This is a genomic window from Bradyrhizobium sp. CB1717 (assembly GCF_029714325.1).
In the GTDB taxonomy this organism is placed as follows: domain Bacteria; phylum Pseudomonadota; class Alphaproteobacteria; order Rhizobiales; family Xanthobacteraceae; genus Bradyrhizobium.
Window position 1 is genome coordinate 457,157 of sequence record NZ_CP121666.1, and the last position, 24,886, is coordinate 482,042.

A 24,886-nucleotide genomic window follows, 5' to 3' on the forward strand; every position below is an offset into this window, starting at 1 on the left:
CAGCGATCCGTGTTCATGGCGGCTATGCGCTGGGGGCAGGAACCAAAGGGCGGGATGCCGCTGTCAGGCTCACGGCAATTCCGTGGCGCGGCAGGTCAGTCGTCTCACGCACCAGGAGTCTTCGCGGAGTGCGACGAACTGGCGACAGAACCCCGTGCCTTTAATTTGGCGTCATGTTGCACGTGCGCGCCTGCTATGTTAGCAAAGCCGCGATTTTAACGGACCCGGCACCTCCCGTGCCGGCCGAAAATCGAAGTCCCGCTTGAATTCCAAGGGCTTGGATCGCTAGGCGCCGCTTTGTGGCGACGGTTTTTCCCTTGCGAGTTTGACAGCAAAAAGAGCGCGTCTGTGGCTGCAGAAGATACGTCCGTTTCCGGTGTGTCCGGCCGTTATGCAACGGCCTTGTTTGAACTGGCCCGCGACCAGAAAGTGGTCGATGAGGTCAAAGCCGATCTCGACAAATTCGAAGCCTTGCTGAACGAGAGCGCCGATCTGAAGCGCCTCGTCCGCAGCCCGGTGTTCGCGGCCGATACCCAGTCCAAGGCCCTCACGGCCGTACTGGACAAGGCCGGCATCGCCGGGATCTCCGCCAATTTCCTCAAAGTGCTGACCGCCAACCGCCGCCTGTTCGCGGTGGCCGACGTCATCCGCGCCTACCGCGTCCTCGTCGCCAAGTTCAAGGGCGAGACGACGGCCGACGTGACCGTGGCGGAAGCGCTCTCTGACAAGAATCTCGACGCCCTCAAGGTTGCCCTGAAGTCGGTGACCGGCAAGGACGTCGCGCTGAACGTGAAAGTCGATCCCGCGATCATCGGTGGCCTCGTCGTCAAGCTGGGCAGCCGCATGGTCGATGGTTCGCTTCGCACCAAACTCAATTCGATCAAGCACGCGATGAAAGAGGCAGGCTGATGGACATCCGCGCCGCGGAAATTTCCGCGATCCTCAAGGACCAGATCAAGAATTTCGGCCAGGAAGCTGAAGTCTCCGAAGTCGGACAGGTGCTGTCCGTCGGCGACGGTATCGCCCGCGTCTACGGTCTGGACAACGTCCAGGCCGGTGAAATGGTCGAGTTCGAGAACGGCACCCGCGGCATGGCGCTGAACCTCGAAACCGACAATGTCGGCGTCGTTATCTTCGGTGCCGACCGCGAGATCAAGGAAGGCCAGACCGTCAAGCGCACCCGCGCCATCGTGGACGCGCCGGTCGGCAAGGGCCTGCTCGGCCGCGTCGTCGACGCGCTCGGCAATCCCATCGACGGCAAGGGTCCGATCCAGGCCGACAAGCGCATGCGCGTCGACGTCAAGGCGCCCGGCATCATTCCGCGCAAGTCGGTGAGCGAGCCGATGGCGACCGGCCTCAAGGCGATCGACGCCCTGATCCCGATCGGCCGCGGCCAGCGCGAGTTGATCATCGGCGACCGTCAGACCGGCAAGACCGCGATCGCGCTCGACACCATCCTGAACCAGAAGCCGCTCAACGCGCAGCCCGACGAGAACATCAAGCTGTACTGCGTCTACGTCGCGGTCGGCCAGAAGCGTTCGACCGTCGCGCAGTTCGTGAAGGTGCTGGAAGAGCAGGGCGCGCTCGAATATTCGATCGTCGTCGCCGCCACCGCCTCCGATCCGGCGCCGATGCAGTACATCGCGCCCTTTACTGCCTGCACCATGGGCGAATTCTTCCGCGATAACGGCATGCACGCCGTCATCATCTATGACGATCTGTCCAAGCAGGCCGTCGCTTACCGCCAGATGTCGCTGCTGCTGCGCCGTCCGCCGGGCCGCGAAGCCTATCCGGGCGACGTGTTCTATCTGCACTCCCGCCTGCTCGAGCGCGCGGCGAAGCTCAGCAAGGACCATGGCTCGGGCTCGCTGACCGCGCTGCCGGTCATCGAAACCCAGGCCAACGACGTGTCGGCCTACATCCCGACCAACGTCATCTCGATCACCGACGGTCAGATCTTCCTGGAAACCGACCTGTTCTTCCAGGGCATCCGTCCCGCGGTGAACGTCGGTCTGTCGGTGTCGCGCGTCGGCTCCTCGGCGCAGACCAAGGCCACCAAGAAGGTCGCCGGCAAGATCAAGGGCGAGCTCGCGCAGTACCGCGAAATGGCGGCGTTCGCGCAGTTCGGCTCCGACCTCGACGCCTCGACCCAGCGCCTGCTCAACCGCGGCTCGCGCCTCACCGAGCTCCTGAAGCAGCCGCAGTTCTCGCCGCTGAAGATGGAAGAGCAGGTCTGCGTGATCTGGGCCGGCACCAACGGCTATCTCGATCCGCTGCCGATCAACAAGGTGCGTTCCTTCGAGGACGGCCTGCTCTCGCTGCTGCGCGGCAAGCATGTCGACATTCTCAACGCGATCCGCGACAGCCGCGACCTCTCCGACGACAGCGCTGCCAAGCTGAAGTCGGTGGTCGAAGGTTTTGCGAAGAGCTTCGCGTAATTCAGGCATGGCCGGATCCGTCCGGCCATGACCGCTTCGCGAGAGGCAAACCAATAAGACGCGTGCCCGGCGCCCGGCCGGGCATTGCGGTAGGGACAGGCTAGCGGTCCGACGCATCAGTCGAACCGCCGGGGTGAACGAAGAATGGCGTCACTTAAAGACATGCGCGTCCGCATCGCCTCCACCAAGGCGACGCAAAAGATCACCAAGGCCATGCAGATGGTCGCGGCCTCGAAGCTGCGCCGTGCGCAGACCGCGGCGGAAGCGGCGCGTCCCTATGCCGACAAGATGAGCGCGGTGATCTCCAACATCGCCAGCGCCGCGGCGGGCTCGCCCGGCGCGCCGGCGCTGCTGGCCGGCACCGGCCGCGATCAGGTTCACCTGCTGCTGGTCTGCACCGGCGAGCGCGGCCTGTCCGGTGCCTTCAACTCCTCGATCGTGCGTCTTGCCCGCGAGCGCGCCATGGCGCTGATGGCGCAGGGCAAGGAAGTGAAGTTCTTCTGCGTCGGCCGCAAAGGCTACGAGCAGCTCCGCCGCCAGTTCGACAAGCAGATCGTCGAGCACCTCGACCTGCGCAGCGTCCGTCAGCTCGGCTTCGTCAACGCCGAGGACATTGCCAAGAAGATTCTGGCGCGTTTCGAGGCCGGCGAGTTCGACGTCTGCACGCTGTTCTATTCGCGCTTCCGTTCGGTGATCGCGCAGATCCCGACCGCCCAGCAGGTCATTCCGCTGGTGGTCGAGGAGGGCGGTGCCGCCAACACGACCTCTTACGAATACGAGCCGGAAGAGGACGAGATTCTCACCCGTCTTCTGCCGCGCAACCTCGCGGTCCAGATCTTCCGCGCGCTGCTCGAGAACAACGCCTCGTTCTACGGCGCGCAGATGAGCGCGATGGACAACGCGACGCGCAACGCCGGTGAGATGATCCGCAAGCAGACGCTGGTCTACAACCGCACGCGTCAGGCGCAGATCACCAAGGAACTGATCGAAATCATCTCGGGCGCCGAAGCCGTCTGATCAAGACGCTTCAGCACCCATCACACGCAACATCCCGGTCACGCTGACCGCGGTTTAGAAGTTCGGATCGAAGGAGACATTCAATGGCAGCCCAGGTCGGTCGCGTCACCCAGGTCATCGGCGCCGTCGTCGACGTGCAGTTCGAAGGCCACCTCCCGGCCATTCTCAACTCGCTCGAGACCAAGAACGGCGGCAACCGTCTGGTGCTCGAAGTCGCCCAGCATCTCGGCGAATCGACCGTCCGCACCATCGCGATGGACACCACCGAGGGTCTGGTCCGCGGCCAGGAAGTCACCGACACCGGTTCGCCGATCCGCGTTCCCGTCGGCGAGGGCACGCTCGGCCGCATCATCAACGTCATCGGCGAGCCGATCGACGAAGCCGGTCCCGTCAAGTCGGAAGGCCTGCGCGCGATCCACCAGGAAGCGCCGACCTACACCGACCAGTCCACCGAAGCTGAAATTCTCGTCACCGGCATCAAGGTCGTCGACCTCCTCGCGCCTTACGCGAAGGGCGGCAAGATCGGCCTGTTCGGCGGCGCCGGCGTCGGCAAGACCGTGCTGATTCAGGAGCTGATCAACAACGTCGCGAAGGCGCACGGCGGCTACTCCGTGTTCGCCGGCGTCGGCGAGCGTACCCGCGAGGGCAACGACCTCTATCACGAGTTCATCGAGTCCAAGGTCAACGCCGATCCGCACAATCCGGATCCGAGCGTGAAGTCGAAGTGCGCGCTGGTGTTCGGCCAGATGAACGAGCCGCCGGGCGCCCGCGCCCGCGTCGCGCTCACCGGTCTGACCATCGCGGAAGACTTCCGCGACAAGGGCCAGGACGTGCTGTTCTTCGTCGACAACATCTTCCGCTTCACCCAGGCCGGCTCGGAAGTGTCGGCGCTGCTCGGCCGTATTCCTTCGGCGGTGGGTTATCAGCCGACGCTCGCCACCGACATGGGCGCGCTGCAGGAGCGCATCACCACCACGCAGAAGGGCTCGATCACCTCGGTGCAGGCCATCTACGTTCCGGCCGACGACTTGACCGACCCGGCGCCCGCGACCTCGTTCGCGCATCTTGACGCGACCACGACGCTGTCGCGCTCGATCGCCGAAAAGGGCATCTATCCGGCGGTGGACCCGCTCGACTCGACCTCGCGCATGCTCTCCCCGCTGGTCGTCGGCGAGGAGCACTACGCGGTCGCCCGTCAGGTGCAGCAGGTGCTGCAGCGCTACAAGGCGCTTCAGGACATCATCGCCATTCTCGGCATGGACGAGCTTTCGGAAGAGGACAAGCTGACCGTGGCCCGCGCCCGCAAGGTCGAGCGCTTCATGTCGCAGCCGTTCCACGTCGCCGAAATCTTCACGGGTTCGCCGGGCAAGTTCGTCGACCTCGCCGACACCATTAAGGGCTTCAAGGGCCTGGTGGAAGGCAAGTACGACCACCTGCCGGAAGCCGCCTTCTACATGGTCGGCACCATCGAAGAGGCGGTCGAGAAGGGCAAGAAGCTGGCTGCCGAGGCGGCCTAAGTTTCAGATGTCATCGCCGGACTTGATCCGGCGATCCATCGAAAGAACTTTCGTTGACTGATGGACCCGCGGGTCAGGCCCGCGGGTGACAAGCGAAGCAAGCGGAAACACCATGGCCACCTTCCACTTCGATCTCGTCTCTCCGGAAAAGCTCGCCTTCACGGGCGAGGTCGATCAGGTCGACATCCCCGGCGTCGAGGGTGACTTCGGCGTGCTGGCCGGACATGCGCCGGTCGTGGCTGCGATCCGGCCCGGCATCCTCACCATCACCAGCGGTGGCAGGCACGAGAAGGTCATCGTGCTCGGCGGCCTCGCCGAAGTCTCCGAGAAGGGCCTGACCGTGCTCGCCGACGTCGCGACCTCGCTGGACGAGCTCGATCGTGCCCAGTTCGCCGAGACCATCGCGGAGATGGAAGAGGGTCTGAAGGAGCACGAAGGCGGCGAGCTCGATCACGCCATCGAGCGGCTCGACCATTTCAAGAGCATCCAGCAGCAGCTCAACTCCACGGCTATGCACTAAGCCCCGGCGCAGCCGCTCCGGGGCTCAGGCTCTAAATTCCTGAACAGGTTCAGCGCTCGTCACCGACCGTGGCGGGCGTTGAACTTTGTTGCACCGCGACGCCGATAGCGGCATTCTGCGCCCGCGAATTTGTTCCGGGGCGGGTCACAGATGAAACGCAAGATCGCGGCGATTTTCGCAGCCGATATTGCCGGGTATTCGAGGCTGGTCGCGGAAGACGAAGAGGAGACGCTGCGGCGCCTGGCCTCTTACCGCGAAGTCATCGACGATTTCATCGCCAAGGCCGGCGGGCGCATCTTCAACACGGCGGGCGATGCCGTGCTCGCGGAATTTCCGAGCGCGGTCGATGCGGTGCGCTGCGCGATCGACATCCAGGAAAGCTTGCGGACCCGCAACATGGCGTACCCGCCGAGCCGGCAGATGTCGTTCCGCATCGGCATCACCATCGGCGACGTGGTCGAGCGCAACGGCGATCTGTTGGGTGACGGCGTCAACATCGCCGCACGGCTGGAAGGCCTTGCCGAGGTCGGCGGCATCTGCGTCTCCCGCGCCGTGCACGAGCAGGTCGCCAACAAGCTCTCGGTGCAGTTCGCTGATATCGGCGCGCAGGAGGTCAAGAACATCCCGACGCCGGTGCATGCCTACATGGTGGCGATGCGGCGCGAGGACGGCAGCTATTCCAAGCCGCAACTGAAGAAGGCGGCTTCCAAGGTGGCCGCCGCACCGGTGTGGATGTGGCCGCTGGTGGTTGCCGTTGTCTCGATCGTCGCCATCGTTGTCTCCGGCTTCCTCTACAACACCAAGCTCAAGCAGACCGCGACCGCCGCATCGACCCCGGCCGCGCCGCCGGTTGTCACGCCGAGCGCAACACCGACGGCGATGGCGGCAACGCCGACTCCGATGCCGCCCCAAATGGCAAAGGCGCCGATGGCTCCGATGCCTCCGTCAAACGCCGGCGCAGCGATTGCGCCGATGCCCGCGCCGTCACCCTCCGCCGCGCCGATGACAGGCAAGCTCGCGGCCGACAGCGTGCCCTTCATCAACGAGCGCGTCCGCAATTATCTCGCGGGCGACTATTCCGCGGCCGGCGACTACAAGGCCTTCGCGCTCAATGTCGGCGGCTTCACCGGCTCGGTGTTGAACCAGCCGAGCGAGGAGGCTGCGCGCAACGGCGCGATCGAGCAGTGTCAGAAGCGCGCCGATGCCGCCCAATCGCCGCGGCGTTGCGAGCTCTATGCGGTGGGCAACAATGTCGTCTACGCGCACGGCAAGCCGCCGATGCCGCCGGCGCCCTACTTCCGGCATGACGCCATGACCGAGCGGGCGTTCGCCTCGAAGGATTTTCCGATCGTGCGCGATCCGCAAAAGGTCCGGCTCGAGAACATGTTCGTCCCGGCGGCGAAATCCCGGTCGGTCGCGCTCGGACCGGGCGGACAATATTTCATGGTGCTGGGCGCATCATCCGCCGAGGATGCGGCGCGGCGTTCGCTGGAATCGTGCGGCGCGATCGCCGGTGTTGCCTGCATGGTCGTCGCGGTCGATGACAATTTCGTCGTGCCGATCCCGACGCTGCTGAGGATCACCGGCTTCTTCCACGCCGCGAGCAATCCCTCGATCGTGGCGGATGCCCGCGACGAGGTCGTGCGCAAGCTCGGCGACGCCATGGGCTGGAACGCCGTCGCCGTTGGCACCGCCGGCCGCCCCGGCCTCGGCCTCAAGGCCGCCGACGAGCAGACCGCCGTCAACTCCGCGCTCGCCGACTGCGCCAAGCGCGACAGCGACTGCCACGTCATCGCGATCGGCCCGTTCACGGTAGGACCGATCAATTAGCGGTTGCTTTGATTTAGCCCGGCCAGCGCGCCAACAAAGGCGCGTTCCCTCCCCCCTTGCGGGGGAGGGCTAGGGAGAGGGGTAGCCCAGCAAAGACTGCCGATTATCGATGCACTGACGCGGTGCGCGCCGGACAGAATCCCCGTGTGGCACCCCTCTCCCTGCCCCTCCCCCGCAAGGGGGGAGGGAACGAGAGAGCGGTGCCCTCCTCACCCGCAAATCGCCGCCAAAAATTCTCCAATCATTTCAGCCCCGTTCTACTGTGCATGGGGTTGTTTTCGCAGTTTTAGTTTCCGAACGCCGCGAACTCTCGCGCCACGGCCCGATAAACCTCGCCACGGAACGGCACGACGAGATCGGCGACGCGGTCGAGGCGCTCCCAGCGCCAGGCGTCGAACTCGGCGGGCTGGCCGTTGCGCGGCGTCAGCGGATCGATCTCGTCATCCTTGCCGGTGAAGCGCAACGCGAACCATTTCTGGCGCTGGCCGCGAAATTTTGCGAGGCGATGTGTCTGCGGTCCGTCGTAAGGCGGGAATTCATAGGTGAACCAGTCGGTCTCGCCGAGATAGTCGGCGCTGACGACGCTGGTCTCTTCCCACAGCTCGCGCATGGCCGCATCGCGCAGATTCTCGCCCTCGTCGACGCCGCCCTGCGGCATCTGCCAGTCGAGGCCCGGCAGGATGATCTCCGGCCCGTCGCCCTTGAAACGATGGCCGATCAGGACATGGCCGTCGGCGTTGAACAGCGCGATCCCGACATTGGGGCGGTAGGGTTTTTCGTTCGTCACGCGCAAATCTTTCATCGTCATTCCGGCGATGCATTAGCACCGAAGCCGGGACGACAATTTGATTTATTCATCCGCGAGCGACGAAAATTCCTTCACCACGCGCTCATAGACCGGGCGCTTGAAGGGGATGATCAGCCCGGGGAGGTTCTTCATCGGCTCCCAGCGCCAGTTCACGAATTCGGCCTTGTGGCCGCCGCCGCCGGGCTTCTCGACGTTGATCTCGCTGTCCTTGCCGGTGAAGCGCACCGCGAACCATTTCTGGCGCTGGCCGCGATAGCGCCCCTTCCAGGCGCGGCCTGCGACCGTGCGCGGGATGTCGTAGATCAGCCAGTCCGGGACCTCGCCGAGCCGCTCGACCGAGCGCACGCTGGTTTCCTCATAGAGCTCGCGCTTGGCGGCTTCCCAGGTGTCCTCGCCGGGATCGACGCCGCCCTGCGGCATCTGCCAGACATGGGCGTCGTCGACATGCTCGATGCCACCGGCGCGGCGGCCGATGAACACCAGTCCCTTCGTATTGATCAGCATCACACCGACGCAGGTCCGGTAGGGCAGATCCTCGTAACGCGCCATTCCGCCAGACCCTCTTGCCTGCACTTGGTGGGCATGCCGGTCCCGCGCGACCCGTGCCGTACCAATTCGTTGATTTAGCTGGATTTTGATTTCAGCATCGCGGTTGTCAATGGCACCAAAAGGATACCTCGGTCGCCCAATGTCTTGGTCCAGGCACTGACGCGCTCGATCGAGACCGGCAGGGCCGAGGCGGTGCCGACGGCGACGCCGCGCTCGCGGGCGGTCGATTCGAGCTTGGTCAGGGCACGGTCGATCTCGGTCGGGGTCGGCACCACGTCGATCGCGATGTCGCCCTTGCCGAACGGCATCGACGCGCTTGACGCGGCCTGGGGCACGATGCTGCGTGGCGAGGAGCCGTCGTCGAAGAAGCCGAGGCCGCGCTTGGCCGCCTCGCGGATGATCGGCTGCATCGCCGGCTCCGTCGCGATGAAGCGGGCGCCCATGAAATTGGTGAGGCCGGCATAGCCCTGCATCCGGCTGAGGTGCCAGTACAGGCGGTCCATGTTCTGGTCGGGGCTGAGCGAGGTCAGCAGCGTCTGCGGTCCCGGATCGTTGTCCGGGAAGTCGTAGGGCTCCATCGGGATCTGCAGGAAGATCTCGTGGCGCTGGGCGCGGGCCCGCTCGGCGAGCTTGCCGGGATCGGCGCCATAGGGCGTGAAAGCCAGCGTCACCGCCGGCGGCAGCTTCATGATCGCATCGGTGGTCTTGGCGGCGCCGACGCCGAGGCCGCCGATCACGATGGCGACCACCGGCATCTTGGCGGCCTTGGCGCGGTCGGCATCCGCCGCATAGACGTTGAACGGCTTCAGGTCGCCGGCGACCACGGGGATCATGCCGTAGCGCGACTTCTCCAGCAGCTTGGGATCGATCCCGGCCATGACCGGCGGCGGGGCGGACGCTGCCTCGCCCTTGTCGGCGGCATCGCCCGCGCCGATCACCACGTCGCGCCGCGCGCCGGTCGAGCCGTCGATCATGGTGACGGTCTTCTGCTCACCGGGAGCGGCCTGCTTCGGGGCTTCCTTGGTGTCCTGCTTGCTCTCGTGCCTGGTATCGGAGGCGGCCGGCTTCTCGTCCGCGGCTTTGGGCTCGCTGATCGCGATCCGCGTCATCGGCTCGCCGCCGAGCGGGTCCTTGTTGAAGATGGCAAAGCCGGCAAAGGTGACCAGGAACAGGCCGAGCAGCACGGCCAGCAGCTGCATGGCGGTGAACGGCAACCGCAGCCGGCGCTTGCGGCGCGGCTTGTCCTGTCCGAGCGGGGCGCTCAGATCATCGGCCGTTTCAGTCATGCGCGATCCCGAATCACTCGCTCCGACGATACCACGGCGGGGTCAAGCGGCGGCAGGCCGGGATAGGCCGGGGACGACAGGAGTTCCAAGCAAAAAGGGCGGCTCGAGGAGCCGCCCTTTTCGGAAGATTGCTTGATGCGCTGACTCAGTTCGCAGCTTTGGGCTTGTCGGCCGCCGCCTTGTCGGTGCCCGGGGTGGGCGCGGCGGAGGCGCTGTTCTTGATGCCGTGGAGCAGGTCGTCGGCGAGCTTGAGCGCCTTGTCGTCCTTGGCGTCCGGCGGCACGTAGGACTGCGAGCCGGTCTTCTCGTCGCCGTCGTTCTTGAGGTGGCCGCGCAGCGAAGCCTCACCCTTGGTGTCGGTGCGCGACTTCAGCTCGTCCGGCACGTCCTGCAGCACTTCGATGTCGGGCACGATGCCCTTGGCCTGGATCGACTTGCCCGACGGCGTGTAGTAGCGCGCGGTGGTCAGGCGCAGCGCGCCGTTGCCCGAGCCGAGCGGGATGATGGTCTGGACCGAGCCCTTACCGAACGAACGCGTGCCGACGATGGTCGCGCGCTTGTGGTCCTGCAGCGCGCCGGCGACGATTTCCGACGCCGAGGCCGAGCCGCCGTTGACCAGCACGATGACCGGCTTGCCCTTGGTGAGGTCACCCGCATGCGCGGTGCGGCGCTGGGTCTCCTCGGCGTTGCGGCCGCGCGTCGAGACGATCTCGCCCTTCTCCAGGAACGAGTCGGACACGGTGACAGCTTCCTCGAGCAGGCCGCCCGGGTTGTTGCGGAGGTCGATGATGTAGCCCTTGAGCTTGTCGCCGATCTGATTCGAGAGGTTGGCGACCTCGCGCTTCAGCCCTTCGGTGGTCTGCTCGTTGAAGGTGGTGATGCGGATATAGGCGATGTCGTCGGCCTCGACGCGCGCACGCACCGAGCGGACGCGGATGTTGTCGCGCACCAGCGTGACGTCGAGCGGATTGTCCTGGCCCTTGCGGATGATTTTCAGCTTGATCTTGGTGTTGACAGGACCGCGCATCTTCTCGACCGCCTGGTTCAGGGTCAGGCCCTGCACCGCCTCGTCGTCGAGATTGGTGATGATGTCGTTGGCCATGATGCCGGCGCGCGAGGCCGGCGTGTCGTCGATCGGCGAGACCACCTTGATCAGGCCGTCTTCCATTGTGACCTCGATGCCGAGGCCGCCGAACTCACCGCGGGTCTGCACCTGCATGTCGCGGAAGCTCTTGGCATCCATGTAGCTCGAATGCGGATCGAGGCCGGTGAGCATGCCGCTGATGGCGGATTCGATCAGCTTGGTGTCGTCGGGCTTCTCGACATAATCCGAGCGCACGCGCTCGAACACGTCGCCGAACAGATTGAGCTGGCGATAGGTGTCCGCGGTCGCGGCTCGCGCGCTGGAGCCCATGAACACCGCGCGCGGCTGGGTCACGAACAGCGTCAGCGCCGCACCGGTGGCTGCGCTGAGGAGGATTACTGAAGTCTTGCGCATCATCCGCGAACCTTCTCGCCTTCATTTGCGGCCCACCATGGGCCTGGATCGATTGGAGTGCCGTCTTTACGGAACTCGACATACAGCACAGGTTGACTCGCGTTCGTGGCGAGAATGGAGGCGACTTGAGAGGTCGACCCCATGGTCGCGACAGGCTCCCCCGTGAGCACAAACTGTCCGATGTTGACCGAAATGCGCTCCATCCCGGCGATCAGGACATGATACCCGCCCCCGGCGTTGAGGATCAAGAGTTGTCCATAGCTGCGGAACGGGCCGGCATACACAACCCAGCCATCGCACGGCGTCGTGACCTGGGAGCCCGGCTTTGTCGCCAGCGAAATGCCCTTCTGCACCCCGCCGACCCCGTCGGAACCGCCAAAGTCCCTGATCTTGTTACCGTTAACCGGGAGTGGCAGGAGGCCCTTGGCCGAGGCGAATGCGATCGCGGGGGTAGTCCGGGACCGGTCCTTGAAAGCGGCGGGGCCGGATTTGGCGCTGGCGGCCGCGTTTGCCGCTGCCAGCTTGGCCTCCTTGGCCTCGGCCTGCCTTGCGGCCTCGGCGGCCTTCTCGGCCGCCTTGGCGGCGCTCTGCAGGTCCTGCTCCATCTTGGTGATCAGCCCCTGGAGATCGCCGACCTGCCTTGAGAGCGCGATGGCGCGCGAGCTTTCGGCGTCGAGGTCCTTTTCGCGCGCGGCCTGTTGGCGCTGCCGCTCGTCGATCAGGGCGGTGAGGCGGGTCTGGTCGCTCCGGACCTTGTCGCGGTCGGCGGCGAGCTGGTCGCGCTCGCTCGCGATGCTCTTGCGCAGGGCCACGAGCTCGCCGAGTTCGCCCGCGATCCTCTCCGCGCGGCCGCGCAATTCCGGCACCACGGCGCCGAGCAGCATCGCGGTGCGTAAGGATTGCAGCGCATCCTCAGGTCGCACCAGCAGCGCCGGCGGCGTGCGCCGGCCAGCGCGCTGCAGCGCCGCCAGCACCTCGACGATGTCGGCGCGGCGCGAATCAAGCGAAGAGCGCATCTGCTGCTCGCGGCCGTTCAGCGTCTTCAGCCGCGCTTCGGTTTCGTCGATCTTGGTCTCGACGGTGCGTACATCGGTGGCGGTGTCGATCAGCTGCTGATTGAGCTGGGTGCGGTCCTGGCCGAGCGCGGTGATCTCGGCCTTCAACTTGGCCTGCGCTTCCTCCGCGCTCTTTTGTCTGGCGCGCGCAGCTTCCAGCTCCTGCTCGCGCTGCTTGATGGCGTCGGGCGAGACGGCCGCGGTCTGGGGCGCCGGCGCTGCCGTCTGAGCTTGCGCGAGGCTTGTGCCTGCGAGGTTTGCGCCTGCGAGGCTTGCAATCAGCAGATTGAGGACCGGCGCTCGCATCGCTTTAGGCAAAGGTGCTCGTTGTGGCGCGGATCACGCGCGGTGATAGGGATGGCCGGCCAGGATGGTGGCGGCCCGATACAGCTGTTCCAGAAGCATGACGCGGACCATTTGGTGCGGCCAGGTCGCAGAGCCGAACGCGATCGCGAGCTTCGCCTTACGGCGCAATTCGGGCGAAAGTCCGTCCGCCCCTCCGATCATGAAGATAGTATGTCCGGCCCCCTCGTCGCGCCAGCGCCCGAGATGCCGTGCGAATACGGTGGAGTCGAGATTCTGCCCGCGCTCGTCCAGTGCCACCAGGATGGATTTGTCCGGAATATGCGCCGAGATCGCCGCGGCCTCTTCAGTCATCCGCGTCGCGGCGTCACGCGCGCGGCTTTCGGGAATCTCGTGGATGCTGAGCTCGCGGAATCCGAGCTTGCGGCCGGCCTCGTCGAACCGCTCGAAATAGCGGTCGGCAAGCTCCCGTTCGGGGCCCTGCTTCAGCCGGCCCACCGCAATGACAGCAACACGCATGATGGTTTCAGCGTCGTGTTTTCGAGGTCGCGCGCCTCAGGCGCGCGCACGACGCTAGCATGCGCGTCAACCGATTCGAAATCGGCTTCGTCAGCCTCTAGATCGCCTTCGCCGCCCCTGGGCCCTGCGTGTACAACCGCTCGAGGTTGTAGAACTCGCGGACCTCGGGTCTGAACACGTGCACGATCACATCGCCGGAATCGATCAGCACCCAGTCGCAATTGGGCAAGCCCTCGACATGGATGTTCTTGATGCCGGTTTCCTTGAGGCCCTTCGTCACGTTCTCCGCGATCGCGCCAACGTGCCGGTTCACCCGGCCGGTGGTGACGATCATGTAGTCGGAGTATGCCGATTTGCCGCGAAGGTCGATGGTGACCGTCTCTTCCGCCTTCATATCCTCGAGGCGGGAGAGGATCAGGCTCAGCGTCTTGTCGGCGTCGGGTTGCGCCTTCAAGGCCGCAGCTTTGGTCGATGTTTTACGCGTAGGCTTAGCAACCTTGGGTAAAACAGACTTGGACAATACAGATGTGGCCAGGGACCATTCCTTTCACTGTATCGCGAGAGCCGAATCCGGCGCTCACGGGTGACACTACATCATGTGGGGTTAAGGGTTTCAATATGCCAGAGAGGCCAAGGTCCCCACAACGCCCGGACACTCCGTCTCACTTCGTACCTTTCCAGCTCCCGTCCGGGTTCCGCAGACCGGTCGAGGACAGATTCAGCTTCAATCCGGTCAGGAACACCCAGGCGGGCGCCGACTGGTCCGCAAGCAGCGCTGCCTTGCTCTCCGGCAGACGGTAACGAGATAGCGCTTGGGCGGCGGGCGAGGCGAGGGCGCGAAAACTCTGCGGCGGGCGATCGATGACCGCCATCGGCACCTGGCCGGCGATGCGCCGCCAGTCCTGCCAACGATGGAATTGAGCGAGATTGTCGGCGCCCATGATCCAGACAAAGCGCAAGCCCGAGAAGCGGCGGCGCAAGGTGTTGATCGTGTCGATAGTATAGCGGGTGCGAATGACGGATTCGAGACAGCTCACCTCGATGCGCGGATCATCGGCGACGTCGCGCGCGGCCTGCATGCGCGCGCCGAGCTCATGCAGATTGCCATTCTCCTTGAGCGGATTGCCAGGGGTCACCAGCCACCAGACGCGATCGAGTTGCAATCGCCTCAAGGCGAACCGGCTGATCGCGCGATGCGCCTGATGCGGCGGGTTGAACGAGCCGCCGAGCAGGCCGATGCGCATGCCCTCCGTGTGGGGCGGGACCGCTTGCGCCACAAAACGCGGCACGACGAATTTGTTGCTCAATGCCCGCCCTGCAACGTTGCTTACGGCCGCGTCTGCCCGGTGCCGTGAACGCGATACTTGAAGCTCGTGAGTTGCTCGGCGCCGACCGGGCCGCGGGCGTGGAAGCGGCCGGTGGCGATGCCGATCTCGGCGCCGAAGCCGAACTCGCCGCCATCGGCGAACTGCGTCGAGGCGTTGTGCAGCACGATCGCGGAATCGACCTCGCTCAGGAATTTCTTCGCCGCACGCTCGTCGGCGCTCACGATCGCATCGGTATGATGCGAGCCGTGGTTCTGGATGTGCGCGATCGCGCCGTCGACGCCGTCCACCACCTTCGCCGCGATGATCGCGTCGAGATATTCGGTGTCCCAATCCTCGTCGTTTGCAGCCTTGACGCGCGCATCGGCCTTCTGCACGGCGTCGTCGCCGCGCACTTCGCACCCCGCCTCAATCAGCATCTCGACCAGCGGCTTCAGGCTCGATGCAACAGCTGCGCGATCGACCAGCAGCGTTTCGGCCGCGCCGCAGACGCCGGTGCGGCGCATCTTGGCGTTGAGCACGATCGACTTCGCCATCGCGAGGTCGGCGCTGGCATCGACATAGACGTGGTTGACGCCCTCGAGATGCGCGAACACAGGCACGCGCGCTTCCTGCTCGACGCGCGCGACGAGGCTCTTGCCTCCGCGCGGCACGATCACGTCGACGGCGCCGTTCAGGCCCGACAGCATCATGCCGACCGCTGCGCGGTCGCGTGTCGGCACCAGCGTGATCGCAGCTTCGGGCAGACCGGCTTCGCGCAGGCCCTGCACCAGGCATTCATGGATCGCGCGGCACGAGCGGAAACTGTCCGAGCCGCCGCGCAGGATCACGGCATTGCCCGACTTCAGGCACAGCACGCCGGCATCCGCCGCAACGTTCGGACGGCTCTCGAAGATCACGCCGACGACGCCGAGCGGCACCCGCACGCGCTCGATGGTCATGCCGTTCGGCCGCTGCCAGCTCTCGGTGACGACGCCGATGGGATCGGCGATGCCGCGCACGATGCCGATGCCCTCGGCCATGGATTCGACCCGCGCCGGCGTCAGCGTCAGGCGGTCGATGAAGGAAGTGGTCATGTTGCCGGAGGCGCGCGCCTCCGCGACATCCTCGGCATTGGCGGCAAGAATCGCCGCCGCGTTGGCGCGGATTGCCCGCTCCATGGCCTCGAGCGCCCGGTTCTTCTGCTCCGGCGGCGCCAGCGCCAGCACGCGCGCGGCAGCGCGGGCTTTGGCGGCGAGATCGGACATCAGCGCCTGGAGATCGGCATTGCCGTCAACGGCTTTGAGGGGGGCGGCCATGGGGGGTCAACCTTCTGCTAAGGCGGTGTCCTAGCACGGAAATCCCGCTTTTGCGAAGGGCGGGGAGGGTATGGCAGGGCTTCGGCCGGTGGGGCGCGGCTCGGCCACTGGCCCTGTCCGACGTCATTCCGGGGCGGTGCGTTAGCACCGAACCCGGAATCTCGAGATTCCGGGTCTGGTCCTTCGGACCATCCCGGAATGACGGAGGGGGCCCTTACCCGCCCACCACCAGATCGTCGCGGTGGATCATCTCGGCGCGGCCGCTGATGCCGAGGATGGCCATCACATCAGGGGAGGAGCGGCCCTTGATGCGCTCGGCATCATCGGCGTCATACGCGATCAGGCCGCGGCCGATCTCGCTCATGTCGGGGCCGCGCACGATCACGGCGTCGCCGCGGGCGAACTGGCCCTCGACCTTGATCACGCCGGCCGGCAGCAGGCTGGCGCCGGCGCGCAGCGCGGTCACCGCGCCGGCGTCGATCGTCAGCGTGCCCTTCGGCTCCAGCGTGCCCGCGATCCAGCGCTTTCGCGACGTGATGGGATTGGCGGGCGTCAGGAACCAGGTGCAGCGGCCGCCATCGGCGATCGCCTGCAGGGGATGCTCGATCTTGCCGGAGGCGATCAGCATGTGAGTGCCGCCTGTCGTCGCGATCTTGGCCGCCTCGACCTTGGTGCGCATGCCGCCGCGCGACAGCTCGGACTCGGCATCGCCCGCCACCGCCTCGATCTCCGAGGAGATGCTGTCGACGACCGGAATGAGCTTGGCGTTCGGGTTGTTCTTGGGCGGGGCATCGTAGAGCCCGTCGATGTCTGAGAGCAGCACCAGCAGATCGGCGCTCGCCATGGTGGCGACGCGCGCGGCGAGGCGGTCATTGTCGCCATAGCGGATCTCGGTGGTGGCGACCGTGTCGTTCTCGTTGATCACGGGGATGGCGCGCCACTCCAAAAGCTTGCCGATGGTGGAGCGGGCATTGAGATAACGCCGGCGCTCCTCGGTGTCCTGCAGCGTGACCAGGATCTGGCCGGAGTCGATGCCGTGGGCCCCGAGCACCTCCGACCAGATCCGCGCCAGCGCGATCTGGCCGACGGCGGCGGCGGCCTGGCTCTCTTCCAGCTTCAACGGACCGCGCGGCAGCTTGAGGCGGCTGCGGCCGAGCGCGATCGAGCCGGAGGACACCACGAGGACATCGCGCCCTTCCTTGTGCAGCTTGGCCATGTCGTCGGCGAGCGCCGCGAGCCAGGATGCCCGCACCTCGCCCTTGTCGGAATCGACCAGCAGCGCTGAGCCGACCTTCACGACGATGCGGCGGAATTGACTGAGTTCGGGGCTGGCCATGTGTGTCTGTGCTGGCGCGTGTGACGAAATGCTCTGCGTTGGAAACGGCGGAGCGAGAGAGCGGCGCCGGTGAGGCCTGCTTTTGCAGCAGGACGATGGCCGGCGCAAGGCGGCCGGCATGGTAAACGGCGCGGGGCGGCCCTGCCTTCAGACTTGTCTTGGTCGCCGGTCCGGTTCTAATGCCGGCCAATCAAATGGGCTGGAGGGGAAACGCATGGATCGCCGCACATTCATGGCCGGATGTCTTGGGGGAAGCCTTGGGCTGCCGCTGCTGGCGCCGGCAGAAGGGGCGCAAGCGCAGGCCGGGCTGACGAAGATCATCTTCCCGTTTGCGGCGGGAGCTGGCGGCGATACGCTGTGCCGGCTGATCGCGCAGGAGATGGCTCCCGTGCTGCAACGGACCATGGTGGTCGAGAATCGCACCGGCGGCGACGGCCTGATCGGCATCAAGGCGGTGAAGGGCGCAAGTCCCGACGGCAGCATGGTGCTGGTGACGACGGGGCCCACCATGTACCTGCTGCCGATGGTGGAGACGACGCCGAGCTTCGACACGTCGAAGGATTTCATGCCGGTGTCGCTGCTGGCGCGATTCGAATTCGCGCTCGTGATGGGGCCGGGCATCGATGCGACGGACTTCAAGGCATTCGTCGCCTGGCTGAAGTCGCATCCCGACAAGACCTCGTTCGGCGTGCCCAGCAACGGCACCATTCCGCATTTCATGGGCTCCAGGCTCGAGAAGGATCTCGGCATTCCCCTGACCCGCGTGCCCTATCGGGGCAGCGCGCCGATCCTCAACGACCTCGTCGGCGGCCACATCTCGTTTGGTATCACCACGCTGGCCGATGCACTGCCGCAGCATCGTGCCAAGGGCGTGAAGATCATCGCGGTGTCGAGCGCGGAACGATCGCCCTTCGCGCCTGAGGTTCCGACGCTGAAGGAGAGCGGCATCGATCTCGTCGCCGACGCCTGGTACGGCATGTGGCTTCCCGCCGGCAGCCCGCCGGATTTCGCCAGCAAGCTCGGCGCAGCCGCGAGTGCCGCGCTCGCCAAGCCGGAGGTGAGAGAGAAGCTGACCGCGATCGGCCTGATCCCGGTCGGCAGCAATGCGGATGGGCTCTCGAAGGAGCTCGCCGCCAACACGGCGTTCTGGCAGCCGATCGTCAAGGCGACGGGCTACAAGATCGAGAATTGAGTCTCTCCTCTCGTCATTGCGAGGAGCCCTTGCGACGAAGCAATCCAGAGTCCCTCCGCGGAGAGATTCTGGATTGCTTCGCTGCGCTCGCAATGACGGCGTGGATGGATGTTCGATCGTATCGACGATGCTGACTCGCGAAAAGCAGCCTACATCTTCGCGCGCTGGGCGATGCCGTCCTTGATCGCGGCGAGCTCTTTCTCGTCCCAGATGCCGATCAAGACCCCGCCCTTCACCTGCAGCTGGTTGTCTGCATAGGCCGCGATCTTCTCGCGCGGCGTGGTGATGTGGTCGTTGGGATGCAGCGCCCAGTCGAACAGCTCGGCCTGCAACCGCGCGATGATCCCGGCGCATTCGGGATCGTCGCCGCGATCGACATATTCCTGCGGATCGGTTTCGAGATCGTACAGCATCGGGCGGAAGCCGGAGGCGTGGATGTATTTCCAGCGGCCGTCGAACACCATGAACAGGCGGCAGCGCTCGATCGGCTGGTTCAGCTTCAGCCGCACGTCCTGCATGGCGTAGTCGTATTCGGAGAACGCCACCTTGCGCCATTCGGGCTTCTCGCCGCGCAGCAGCGGCAGCAGCGAGCGTCCTTCGAGGATGTGGCCCGGCACCTTGCCGCCGAAATAATCGACGAAAGTCGGTGCGAGATCGATTCCCTCCACCAGCGCGTCGCTGCGGGTGCCGCGCGTGGCGTCGGCCTCTTTTGATGGGTCGATGATGATCAGCGGGATCTTTGCCGACTGCTCGTGGAACAGGTCCTTCTCGCCCATCCAGTGATCGCCGAGATAATCGCCGTGATCGGAGGTGAACACGATCATGGTCGTCTCAAGGAGACCGCGCGCCTCCAGGAATTGCATCAGGACGCCCATCTGGTCGTCGATCTGGGTGATCAGGCCCATATAGGTCGGGATCACCTTCTCGCGGGCATCGTCGCGCGCCATGTTGCGGGAGTAGCGCATGTCCATATAGGCGCCAAACACCGGATGCGGGCTCGAGCGCTCGCGCTCGGAGCGGATCACCGGGATCATGTCATCGGTCGAGTACATGCTGGCATAGGGCTCGGGCGCGATGTAGGGCCAGTGCGGCTTGATGTAGGATAGATGCAGGCACCACGGCCGGCCGTCGGTCTCGGCCTCGCTGATGAAATCCATCGCACGCCGCGTCATGTAGGGCGTCTCCGAATGTTCGTCCGGAACGCGCGCGGCCTTGTCGGCATGCACCAGCAGCCAGCCGTTCTGCAGCGAACCATCCTCGGCAGCGCCCGAGTTAGCCCAGTGCTCCCAGGGATTGGTCGCTTCAAAGCCCTGCTGGCGCAGATACTCGTCGTATTTCGGGCGCGGCCGTCCGGTCGGATGCAGGCCGTCGTCGCGCTCATAGGGCTCGAAGCCGCATTCGGCGACGTGCACGCCGATCATCGATTCCGGGGGAATGCCGAGCGCCTTCATGCCTTCGATATCAGGGGCCATGTGGGTCTTGCCGACCAGCACGTTGCGCACGCCGATCTTGTTGAGATGATCGCCGAGCGTGGGCTCGCCGACGCGCAGCGGCCAGCCGTTCCAGTGCGAGCCGTGCGAGCGCATGTAGCGCCCGGTGTAGAACGACATCCGCGACGGGCCGCAGATCGGTGACTGTACATACGCCTTGCTGAACAGCACGCCGCGCTTCGCCATCGCGTCGATGTTCGGCGTCATCAGCGTGGGATGGCCGGTGCAGCCGAGATAATCGTAGCGAAGCTGGTCGCACATGATCCAGAGAACGTTTTTCGCGCGCGCCATGCGTCGCCCCTGTCGTTTCTTGAGCGTTTGATGCTGCGATATCGAAGGCGCGATGGCAACCGGCTAATGGTGCGCCGGCGCGCGGCCGCACACTCCACTGTCGTCCCGGCGAAGGCCGGGACCCATACCGCGTGATCTATCGATTGCGTGCGGTCGTGGTACCGAGCCAGGAGTCTTCGCCAAACCACTCCCTGTGGTTTTGGGTCCCGGCCTTCGCCGGGACGACGCTGGGGAGAGCTTACGCCGACCACGGCTCCGCTTCGGCCGCGCTCTTCGCCTTGGCGGAGACCGGGCTTTCGCCGATCACGTCTGCCAATGCGCGCAACGCTTCCTTCACGCCCTGACCGGTGACGCCCGAGATCAGCAGCGGCGTCTTCTTGGCGGCGCGCTTCAGGCGGTCCTTCTGCTTCCTCAGCTCGTCCGGCTCGACCGCGTCGATCTTGTTCAGCGCGACGATCTCGATCTTGTCGGTGAGCTGCCCGCCATAGGCGTCGAGCTCCTTGCGCACCGTCTTGTAGGCCTTGCCGGCATGCTCGCTTGTCGCGTCGATCAGATGCAAGAGCACGCGGCAGCGCTCGACATGGCCGAGGAAACGGTCGCCGAGGCCGGTGCCTTCATGCGCGCCTTCGATCAGGCCCGGAATGTCCGCCAGCACGAATTCGCGGCCGTCGGCATTCACGACGCCGAGCTGCGGATGCAGCGTGGTGAAGGGATAGTCGGCGATCTTCGGCCGCGCCGCGCTGACCTTGGACAGGAAAGTCGACTTGCCGGCATTGGGCATGCCGACGAGGCCGGCGTCGGCAATGAGTTTCAGCCGCAGCCAGATCCAGCGCTCCTCGCCGGGCTGGCCGGGATTGGCGTTGCGCGGCGCACGATTGGTCGAGGATTTGAAATGCGCATTGCCGAAGCCGCCATTGCCGCCCTCGGCCAGCACGAATTTCTCGCCGACCTTGGTGAAGTCATGGATCAGCGTCTCGCGATCCTCGTCGAAGATCTGCGTGCCCATTGGCACCTTCAGCACGATGTTCTTGCCGTTGGCGCCGTGACGGTCCGAGCCCATGCCGTTCTCGCCCTTCTGGGCCTTGAAGTGCTGCTGATAGCGGTAGTCGATCAGCGTGTTGAGGCCGTCGGCGACCTCGAGGATGACATTGCCGCCGCGGCCGCCATTGCCGCCAGAGGGACCGCCGAATTCGATGAACTTCTCGCGGCGGAACGCCACGCAGCCGTTCCCGCCGTCACCGGAGCGGATATAGACCTTTGCTTCGTCGAGGAATTTCATGGGGCATAGGTAGGCCAGGGGCGGGGATGCGGCAACCCGAACTTGTCCGTGAAATCAGGGAAATTCGGCAATTTTCCGTGCTTGCTTAACCCCTGATCCCGCCCTTGCCTCAATTTGGCGACGGGCGGTCCCGGTCCGGCGCATCGCCGGCCGGCAGCAGGATGCAGCGAAGTGGATGCTGGCGGGCCGCCGCAAGGGTCTGGATCTTGTCGCGAAAGGCCACAGCCTCGGTGCGGGGAAACACCCCGCAGGAGCCGCGCTTGCGCGCATGGGTGGAAAACACGATCGCGATGGCGCGCTCGCGGCTCATCCCGAAGACGTTTTCGAGAACGAAGGTCACGAACTCCGCCGGCGTATAGGGGTCATTGAGCAGGACGACCTCCAGGTCAGCCGCCTCGCCGCGATCGGCTTCGACATCCGCCGTTACGCCCTTGGCGATGCCATGGCTCAGATAAACCAGCGCATCGTAGCGGGTTGCGCCCTGTGCGGAAAGGAAGCGGCCGATTGGCTCGGCAAACAGCTCGACCAGCATGTCGGCGCCCGTCACGACCGTCCGTTCGGACCGCTGTGCCTCGTTGAAGGCAAGCTGAAGCAGATGGCCCAGGCCCGTCACTGGCTCCGTCGTGCCTGCGGTCTCGACATCCCGCCGCAAGCGCGTCAGGTCGATGCCGCAGGCCAGCAGCACCGGCGATGCGTCGTCGTCCTCGATCAAGGCAATCAGCAAATCCTGCGGGCCGGGATGCGTGCGGCCTCGCGCCCGCGCGACGGAAGTCGCGCGCTGGAGCGAATGCTTGAATGTCTCGGAGCAGGGCGGAAGCAGTGCCATCGCGGGCCTTTGTGTACGGGCGGAGCGTGCACGGGCTTTGTCGGCACTTTCTCCGCCGCGGTTCACACGGTGCGGCCCGCCGGCTTGCGCCGCGAGACGGCTCTGCTAGCCCGGCCGGCGACGGATCAGGAATTTCTGCGTGCCCTCCAGCACCAGCTCCTTGCGCTGGTTGAACACGGTGCTCCGCAGCGTGACCACGCCGGTGGTGCGTCCCGGCACCAGCTCGGTGACCTCGAGCGCGGGATAGATGGTGTCGTCGGCGAAGACGGGCTTGAGGAACCGGCTCGATTGCTCGAGGAAGCCGACCAGGGAGTCCTCGACCATGAACGGAAACAGGCCGGCGCCGGGCGCGGTGTGGATCAGGGTCTGGAAGCCGTGAGCGAGCAGATGCGGCATGCCGCGGCTGCGGCAATATTCCACATCGTAGTGCACGGGATGGGTGTCGCCGCTCGCGGTCTGGAATGCCGCGAACACCGCCGAGGTCTGGGTGCGGCTCGGCAGCACGAAGCGCTCGCCGACCACGAAATCCTCAAACCAGCGTTGCGTGGGGATCATGCGATGCTGGGTCGGATCGAAATCGGTCATGTCCATGCTCTTTTCTCGGTGCCGCCTCTATCGCTACCGCGATGCGAAGAGTGCGACAATCCGTTCAATTCAGCGTGGCGGGCTTGTCCCTGCGGCCCACGTCATTAAAACGACCGCAAGCGATACTATTCGCCGATTCCTGATGCTCTCTCCCGTCATTGCGAGCGCAGCGAAGCAATCCAGACTGCCGCCGCGGAAAGATTCTGGATTGCTTCGCTGCGCTCGCAATGACGAGCTCTCAGATCCAGACTCGTTTCAATGCCCTTCTTCAAGAACCTCTCAGCCTACGACGACCGCTCCGCGCGCCTTGCCGGCATCGCGCTGATGGTGCTGTCGATCTTCATGTTCTCGTTCGGCGACGCCATGGGCAAGTTCCTGGTCGGGACCTATTCGGTGGGGCAGCTCTTGTTCCTGCGCGCCTGCGCGGCGCTGCTCTTGCTGTCGCCGCTGATCTGGAAGCAGCGCCGCCAGTTCCTGCATCTGGAGCGGCCGGGCCTGCAGCTGTTTCGCGTCGTGCTCTCGACGCTCGAGGTCGCCGCGTTCTTTCTCGCCACGGTCTATCTGCCGCTCGCCGACGTCATCACCTATTATCTTGCCGGCCCGATCTTCGTCACCGCGATGTCGGCGATCTTTCTGGGCGAGAAGGTCGGCTGGCGGCGCTGGACCGCGATCCTGATCGGCTTCTGCGGCGTCCTGATCGCGCTGCGGCCGTCGGCACAGACCGTCAGCCTGCCGGCGCTGATCGCGCTCGGCGGCAGTCTCTCCTTCGCAACCCTGATGCTGATCACGCGAAGCCTGCGCAAGACGCCCGACATCGTGATGGCGTCCTCGCAATTCGTCGGCACGTTTTCGCTGGGCGCGGTGCTGTCGGCATTCCACTGGGTGCCGCCGACATCGGGCAGCCTGGTGATCTTCGCAATGGCCGGGCTGATCTCGGTGACCGCGCTGTTCTGCGTCAACCGCTCGCTCAAGCTCGCGCCGGCGAGCGTCGTGGTGCCGTATCAATATTCGATGATCGTCTGGGCGGTGATCTTCGGTTTCGTGGTGTTCGGCGATGTCCCCTCGATCGCGACCATCGTCGGCGCGGCGATCATCATCGGCGCCGGGTTCTATATCTACTTGCGTGAGCGCGATCTGGGGCGAGAGAGCGTGGAAGTGAATCCGCCGGCGTAGCCCCGTGTCGTCCCGGCCTTCGCCGGGACGACACGTGGTGAGAGTCGGGTCTACCTCACCCGTCGCGCGCTGCTCCAGCTCTTCAGCGACGCCCACACGCCGCGGGAGAGGCGGAAGCAGTCGACCGGCGTGGAGGAGCCCAGCGCCAGGAAGCGGTGCAGCTGGACGCCGCTCCACTGGAAGCCGCACTTCTCCAGCACCTTGCGTGAGGCCGGGTTGGTGACGCGGGCGCCGGCATGGAGATGGTCGTCGTCGTACTCCTCGAAGAAGAAGTCGATCGCGCCGCGCGCAGCTTCCGTGGCGAAGCCCTGGCCCCAATGCTCGACGCCGAGCCAGTAGCCGAGCTCGGCATTGCCGGGCTTGGAGCAGTCGATCCCGACCATGCCGACCGGGCCGCTGTCGTGTTCGATCAGGAACACGGTCTCGCTGCCGAGCTCGGACGTGGCGCGGATGAACTCGACGGCGTCGTCCTGCGAATAGGGATGCGGCAGGCGGCGCGTGTTCTCGGCGACGCGGCGGTCGTTGGCGAGCCGGGCGATGGTCCTGACGTCGGCGAGGGTCGGCCGCCGCAACGTCAGCCGCTCGGTGGCGACGACGCTGGGTCTCGCCTCCCGCAAGGTCACGCTCGAGAAGTCCTGCAACATGTCCGGCTCCGTGAAAGTCACTAAGTCAAAGTGAGCAAGTCAAAGAAAAGGGGAGGCCGGTTTCCCGCCTCCCCTTGGAGCCTTCGATCTCTTTGATCTCTGGACTC

The 24,886-nt window shown here is 65.4% G+C and carries 23 protein-coding genes; 8 read left to right on the forward strand and 15 right to left on the reverse strand.

The features are described 5' to 3' along the window. The first annotated feature begins 348 nt into the window (after positions 1–348). From QA649_RS02205 to QA649_RS02230, 6 genes are all read left to right on the forward strand, one after another. The gene (locus QA649_RS02205) at positions 349–909 is read left to right on the forward strand and encodes a F0F1 ATP synthase subunit delta (RefSeq protein WP_283026236.1); all 561 of its coding nucleotides are present in this window, start codon (positions 349–351) and stop codon (positions 907–909) included. Further along, positions 909–2,438, forward strand: coding sequence for a F0F1 ATP synthase subunit alpha (gene atpA, locus QA649_RS02210; protein WP_283022764.1), 1,530 nt, complete (start codon positions 909–911; stop codon positions 2,436–2,438). The genes QA649_RS02205 and atpA overlap by 1 nt, the downstream gene beginning before the upstream one ends. Before the next feature lie 144 nt (positions 2,439–2,582). Then, positions 2,583–3,455, forward strand: a complete 873-nt coding sequence (locus tag QA649_RS02215; protein ID WP_283022765.1) for a F0F1 ATP synthase subunit gamma — start codon at positions 2,583–2,585, stop codon at positions 3,453–3,455. A gap of 83 nt (positions 3,456–3,538) precedes the next feature. Then, positions 3,539–4,972, forward strand: a complete 1,434-nt coding sequence (gene atpD / locus QA649_RS02220; RefSeq protein WP_018643884.1) for a F0F1 ATP synthase subunit beta — start codon at positions 3,539–3,541, stop codon at positions 4,970–4,972. A 112-nt stretch (positions 4,973–5,084) separates the two neighbouring features. After that, entirely contained in the window at positions 5,085–5,492 is a 408-nt protein-coding gene (locus tag QA649_RS02225; protein ID WP_026312122.1) for a F0F1 ATP synthase subunit epsilon, read from the forward strand. A 150-nt stretch (positions 5,493–5,642) separates the two neighbouring features. Next, a complete protein-coding gene (locus tag QA649_RS02230) occupies positions 5,643–7,322 on the forward strand; it encodes an adenylate/guanylate cyclase domain-containing protein (RefSeq protein ID WP_283022766.1) in 1,680 nt (559 codons plus the stop codon). Positions 7,323–7,608: 286 nt separating this feature from the next. On the opposite strand, the gene QA649_RS02235 is transcribed toward QA649_RS02230, so the two are convergent. The 10 genes from QA649_RS02235 to proB all read right to left on the reverse strand — a co-directional run bounded on the left by QA649_RS02235 (position 7,609) and on the right by proB (position 17,299). Then, complete coding sequence (locus tag QA649_RS02235) at positions 7,609–8,109, reverse strand: RNA pyrophosphohydrolase (RefSeq protein WP_283022767.1); 501 nt, start codon at positions 8,107–8,109, stop codon at positions 7,609–7,611. A 63-nt stretch (positions 8,110–8,172) separates the two neighbouring features. After that, on the reverse strand, positions 8,173–8,679 hold the full coding sequence (locus QA649_RS02240) for an RNA pyrophosphohydrolase (RefSeq protein ID WP_283022768.1): 507 nt from the start codon (positions 8,677–8,679) through the stop codon (positions 8,173–8,175). A 74-nt stretch (positions 8,680–8,753) separates the two neighbouring features. Further along, positions 8,754–9,965: a divergent polysaccharide deacetylase family protein gene (locus QA649_RS02245; protein WP_283022769.1), complete on the reverse strand. Its 1,212-nt coding sequence runs from the start codon at positions 9,963–9,965 to the stop codon at positions 8,754–8,756. A gap of 145 nt (positions 9,966–10,110) precedes the next feature. Further along, the gene (locus QA649_RS02250; RefSeq protein ID WP_283022770.1) at positions 10,111–11,466 is read right to left on the reverse strand and encodes a S41 family peptidase; all 1,356 of its coding nucleotides are present in this window, start codon (positions 11,464–11,466) and stop codon (positions 10,111–10,113) included. After that, the gene (locus tag QA649_RS02255; protein WP_283022771.1) at positions 11,463–12,824 is read right to left on the reverse strand and encodes a peptidoglycan DD-metalloendopeptidase family protein; all 1,362 of its coding nucleotides are present in this window, start codon (positions 12,822–12,824) and stop codon (positions 11,463–11,465) included. The genes QA649_RS02250 and QA649_RS02255 overlap by 4 nt, the downstream gene beginning before the upstream one ends. A gap of 33 nt (positions 12,825–12,857) precedes the next feature. Then, a complete protein-coding gene (rlmH, locus tag QA649_RS02260; protein ID WP_080137443.1) occupies positions 12,858–13,340 on the reverse strand; it encodes a 23S rRNA (pseudouridine(1915)-N(3))-methyltransferase RlmH in 483 nt (160 codons plus the stop codon). Between the two features lie 97 nt (positions 13,341–13,437). Beyond that, on the reverse strand, positions 13,438–13,794 hold the full coding sequence (gene rsfS, locus QA649_RS02265; protein WP_018643875.1) for a ribosome silencing factor: 357 nt from the start codon (positions 13,792–13,794) through the stop codon (positions 13,438–13,440). A gap of 208 nt (positions 13,795–14,002) precedes the next feature. Beyond that, complete coding sequence (locus tag QA649_RS02270) at positions 14,003–14,647, reverse strand: nicotinate-nucleotide adenylyltransferase (RefSeq protein WP_018643874.1); 645 nt, start codon at positions 14,645–14,647, stop codon at positions 14,003–14,005. Between the two features lie 20 nt (positions 14,648–14,667). Continuing rightward, the gene (locus tag QA649_RS02275; RefSeq protein WP_283022772.1) at positions 14,668–15,963 is read right to left on the reverse strand and encodes a glutamate-5-semialdehyde dehydrogenase; all 1,296 of its coding nucleotides are present in this window, start codon (positions 15,961–15,963) and stop codon (positions 14,668–14,670) included. Positions 15,964–16,177: 214 nt separating this feature from the next. Continuing rightward, a complete protein-coding gene (gene proB, locus QA649_RS02280; protein ID WP_271581875.1) occupies positions 16,178–17,299 on the reverse strand; it encodes a glutamate 5-kinase in 1,122 nt (373 codons plus the stop codon). A 214-nt stretch (positions 17,300–17,513) separates the two neighbouring features. Between proB and QA649_RS02285 the strand changes: the two genes are divergently transcribed. Next, entirely contained in the window at positions 17,514–18,491 is a 978-nt protein-coding gene (locus QA649_RS02285) for a Bug family tripartite tricarboxylate transporter substrate binding protein (RefSeq protein ID WP_283022773.1), read from the forward strand. 149 nt (positions 18,492–18,640) lie between these two features. On the opposite strand, the gene QA649_RS02290 is transcribed toward QA649_RS02285, so the two are convergent. From QA649_RS02290 to QA649_RS02305, 4 genes are all read right to left on the reverse strand, one after another. Beyond that, positions 18,641–20,272 (reverse strand): alkaline phosphatase family protein, encoded by a 1,632-nt coding sequence (locus tag QA649_RS02290; protein ID WP_283022774.1) that lies wholly within the window; start codon positions 20,270–20,272, stop codon positions 18,641–18,643. Between the two features lie 238 nt (positions 20,273–20,510). Continuing rightward, positions 20,511–21,551 (reverse strand): GTPase ObgE, encoded by a 1,041-nt coding sequence (gene obgE / locus QA649_RS02295; RefSeq protein WP_283022775.1) that lies wholly within the window; start codon positions 21,549–21,551, stop codon positions 20,511–20,513. 109 nt (positions 21,552–21,660) lie between these two features. Beyond that, a complete protein-coding gene (locus QA649_RS02300; RefSeq protein WP_283022776.1) occupies positions 21,661–22,263 on the reverse strand; it encodes an ATP-dependent Clp protease adaptor ClpS in 603 nt (200 codons plus the stop codon). A 219-nt stretch (positions 22,264–22,482) separates the two neighbouring features. Then, entirely contained in the window at positions 22,483–22,962 is a 480-nt protein-coding gene (locus QA649_RS02305) for a MaoC family dehydratase (RefSeq protein WP_283022777.1), read from the reverse strand. A 258-nt stretch (positions 22,963–23,220) separates the two neighbouring features. On the opposite strand from QA649_RS02305, the gene QA649_RS02310 reads away from it, so the two are divergent. Further along, the gene (locus tag QA649_RS02310) at positions 23,221–24,135 is read left to right on the forward strand and encodes a DMT family transporter (RefSeq protein WP_283022778.1); all 915 of its coding nucleotides are present in this window, start codon (positions 23,221–23,223) and stop codon (positions 24,133–24,135) included. Between the two features lie 50 nt (positions 24,136–24,185). Here QA649_RS02310 and QA649_RS02315 read toward each other — a convergent pair whose 3' ends face one another. Continuing rightward, a complete protein-coding gene (locus QA649_RS02315) occupies positions 24,186–24,779 on the reverse strand; it encodes a GNAT family N-acetyltransferase (protein WP_283022779.1) in 594 nt (197 codons plus the stop codon). Between the last annotated feature and the right edge of the window lie 107 nt (positions 24,780–24,886).

Bases quoted from the DNA above. Each gene is read 5' to 3' on its own strand.
- QA649_RS02310 (WP_283022778.1), top strand. From the start codon at position 23,221: ATGCCCTTCTTCAAGAACCTCTCAGCCTACGACGACCGCTCCGCGCGC.
- proB (WP_271581875.1), bottom strand. From the start codon at position 17,299: ATGGCCAGCCCCGAACTCAGTCAATTCCGCCGCATCGTCGTGAAGGTC.
- atpD (WP_018643884.1), top strand. From the start codon at position 3,539: ATGGCAGCCCAGGTCGGTCGCGTCACCCAGGTCATCGGCGCCGTCGTC.
- obgE (WP_283022775.1), bottom strand. From the start codon at position 21,551: ATGAAATTCCTCGACGAAGCAAAGGTCTATATCCGCTCCGGTGACGGC.
- QA649_RS02250 (WP_283022770.1), bottom strand. From the start codon at position 11,466: ATGATGCGCAAGACTTCAGTAATCCTCCTCAGCGCAGCCACCGGTGCG.
- rlmH (WP_080137443.1), bottom strand. From the start codon at position 13,340: ATGCGTGTTGCTGTCATTGCGGTGGGCCGGCTGAAGCAGGGCCCCGAA.
- QA649_RS02255 (WP_283022771.1), bottom strand. From the start codon at position 12,824: ATGCGAGCGCCGGTCCTCAATCTGCTGATTGCAAGCCTCGCAGGCGCA.
- QA649_RS02285 (WP_283022773.1), top strand. From the start codon at position 17,514: ATGGATCGCCGCACATTCATGGCCGGATGTCTTGGGGGAAGCCTTGGG.
- QA649_RS02315 (WP_283022779.1), bottom strand. From the start codon at position 24,779: ATGTTGCAGGACTTCTCGAGCGTGACCTTGCGGGAGGCGAGACCCAGC.
- QA649_RS02225 (WP_026312122.1), top strand. From the start codon at position 5,085: ATGGCCACCTTCCACTTCGATCTCGTCTCTCCGGAAAAGCTCGCCTTC.
- QA649_RS02215 (WP_283022765.1), top strand. From the start codon at position 2,583: ATGGCGTCACTTAAAGACATGCGCGTCCGCATCGCCTCCACCAAGGCG.
- QA649_RS02230 (WP_283022766.1), top strand. From the start codon at position 5,643: ATGAAACGCAAGATCGCGGCGATTTTCGCAGCCGATATTGCCGGGTAT.
- QA649_RS02305 (WP_283022777.1), bottom strand. From the start codon at position 22,962: ATGACCGATTTCGATCCGACCCAGCATCGCATGATCCCCACGCAACGC.
- QA649_RS02275 (WP_283022772.1), bottom strand. From the start codon at position 15,963: ATGGCCGCCCCCCTCAAAGCCGTTGACGGCAATGCCGATCTCCAGGCG.
- QA649_RS02240 (WP_283022768.1), bottom strand. From the start codon at position 8,679: ATGGCGCGTTACGAGGATCTGCCCTACCGGACCTGCGTCGGTGTGATG.
- atpA (WP_283022764.1), top strand. From the start codon at position 909: ATGGACATCCGCGCCGCGGAAATTTCCGCGATCCTCAAGGACCAGATC.
- QA649_RS02245 (WP_283022769.1), bottom strand. From the start codon at position 9,965: ATGACTGAAACGGCCGATGATCTGAGCGCCCCGCTCGGACAGGACAAG.
- QA649_RS02290 (WP_283022774.1), bottom strand. From the start codon at position 20,272: ATGGCGCGCGCGAAAAACGTTCTCTGGATCATGTGCGACCAGCTTCGC.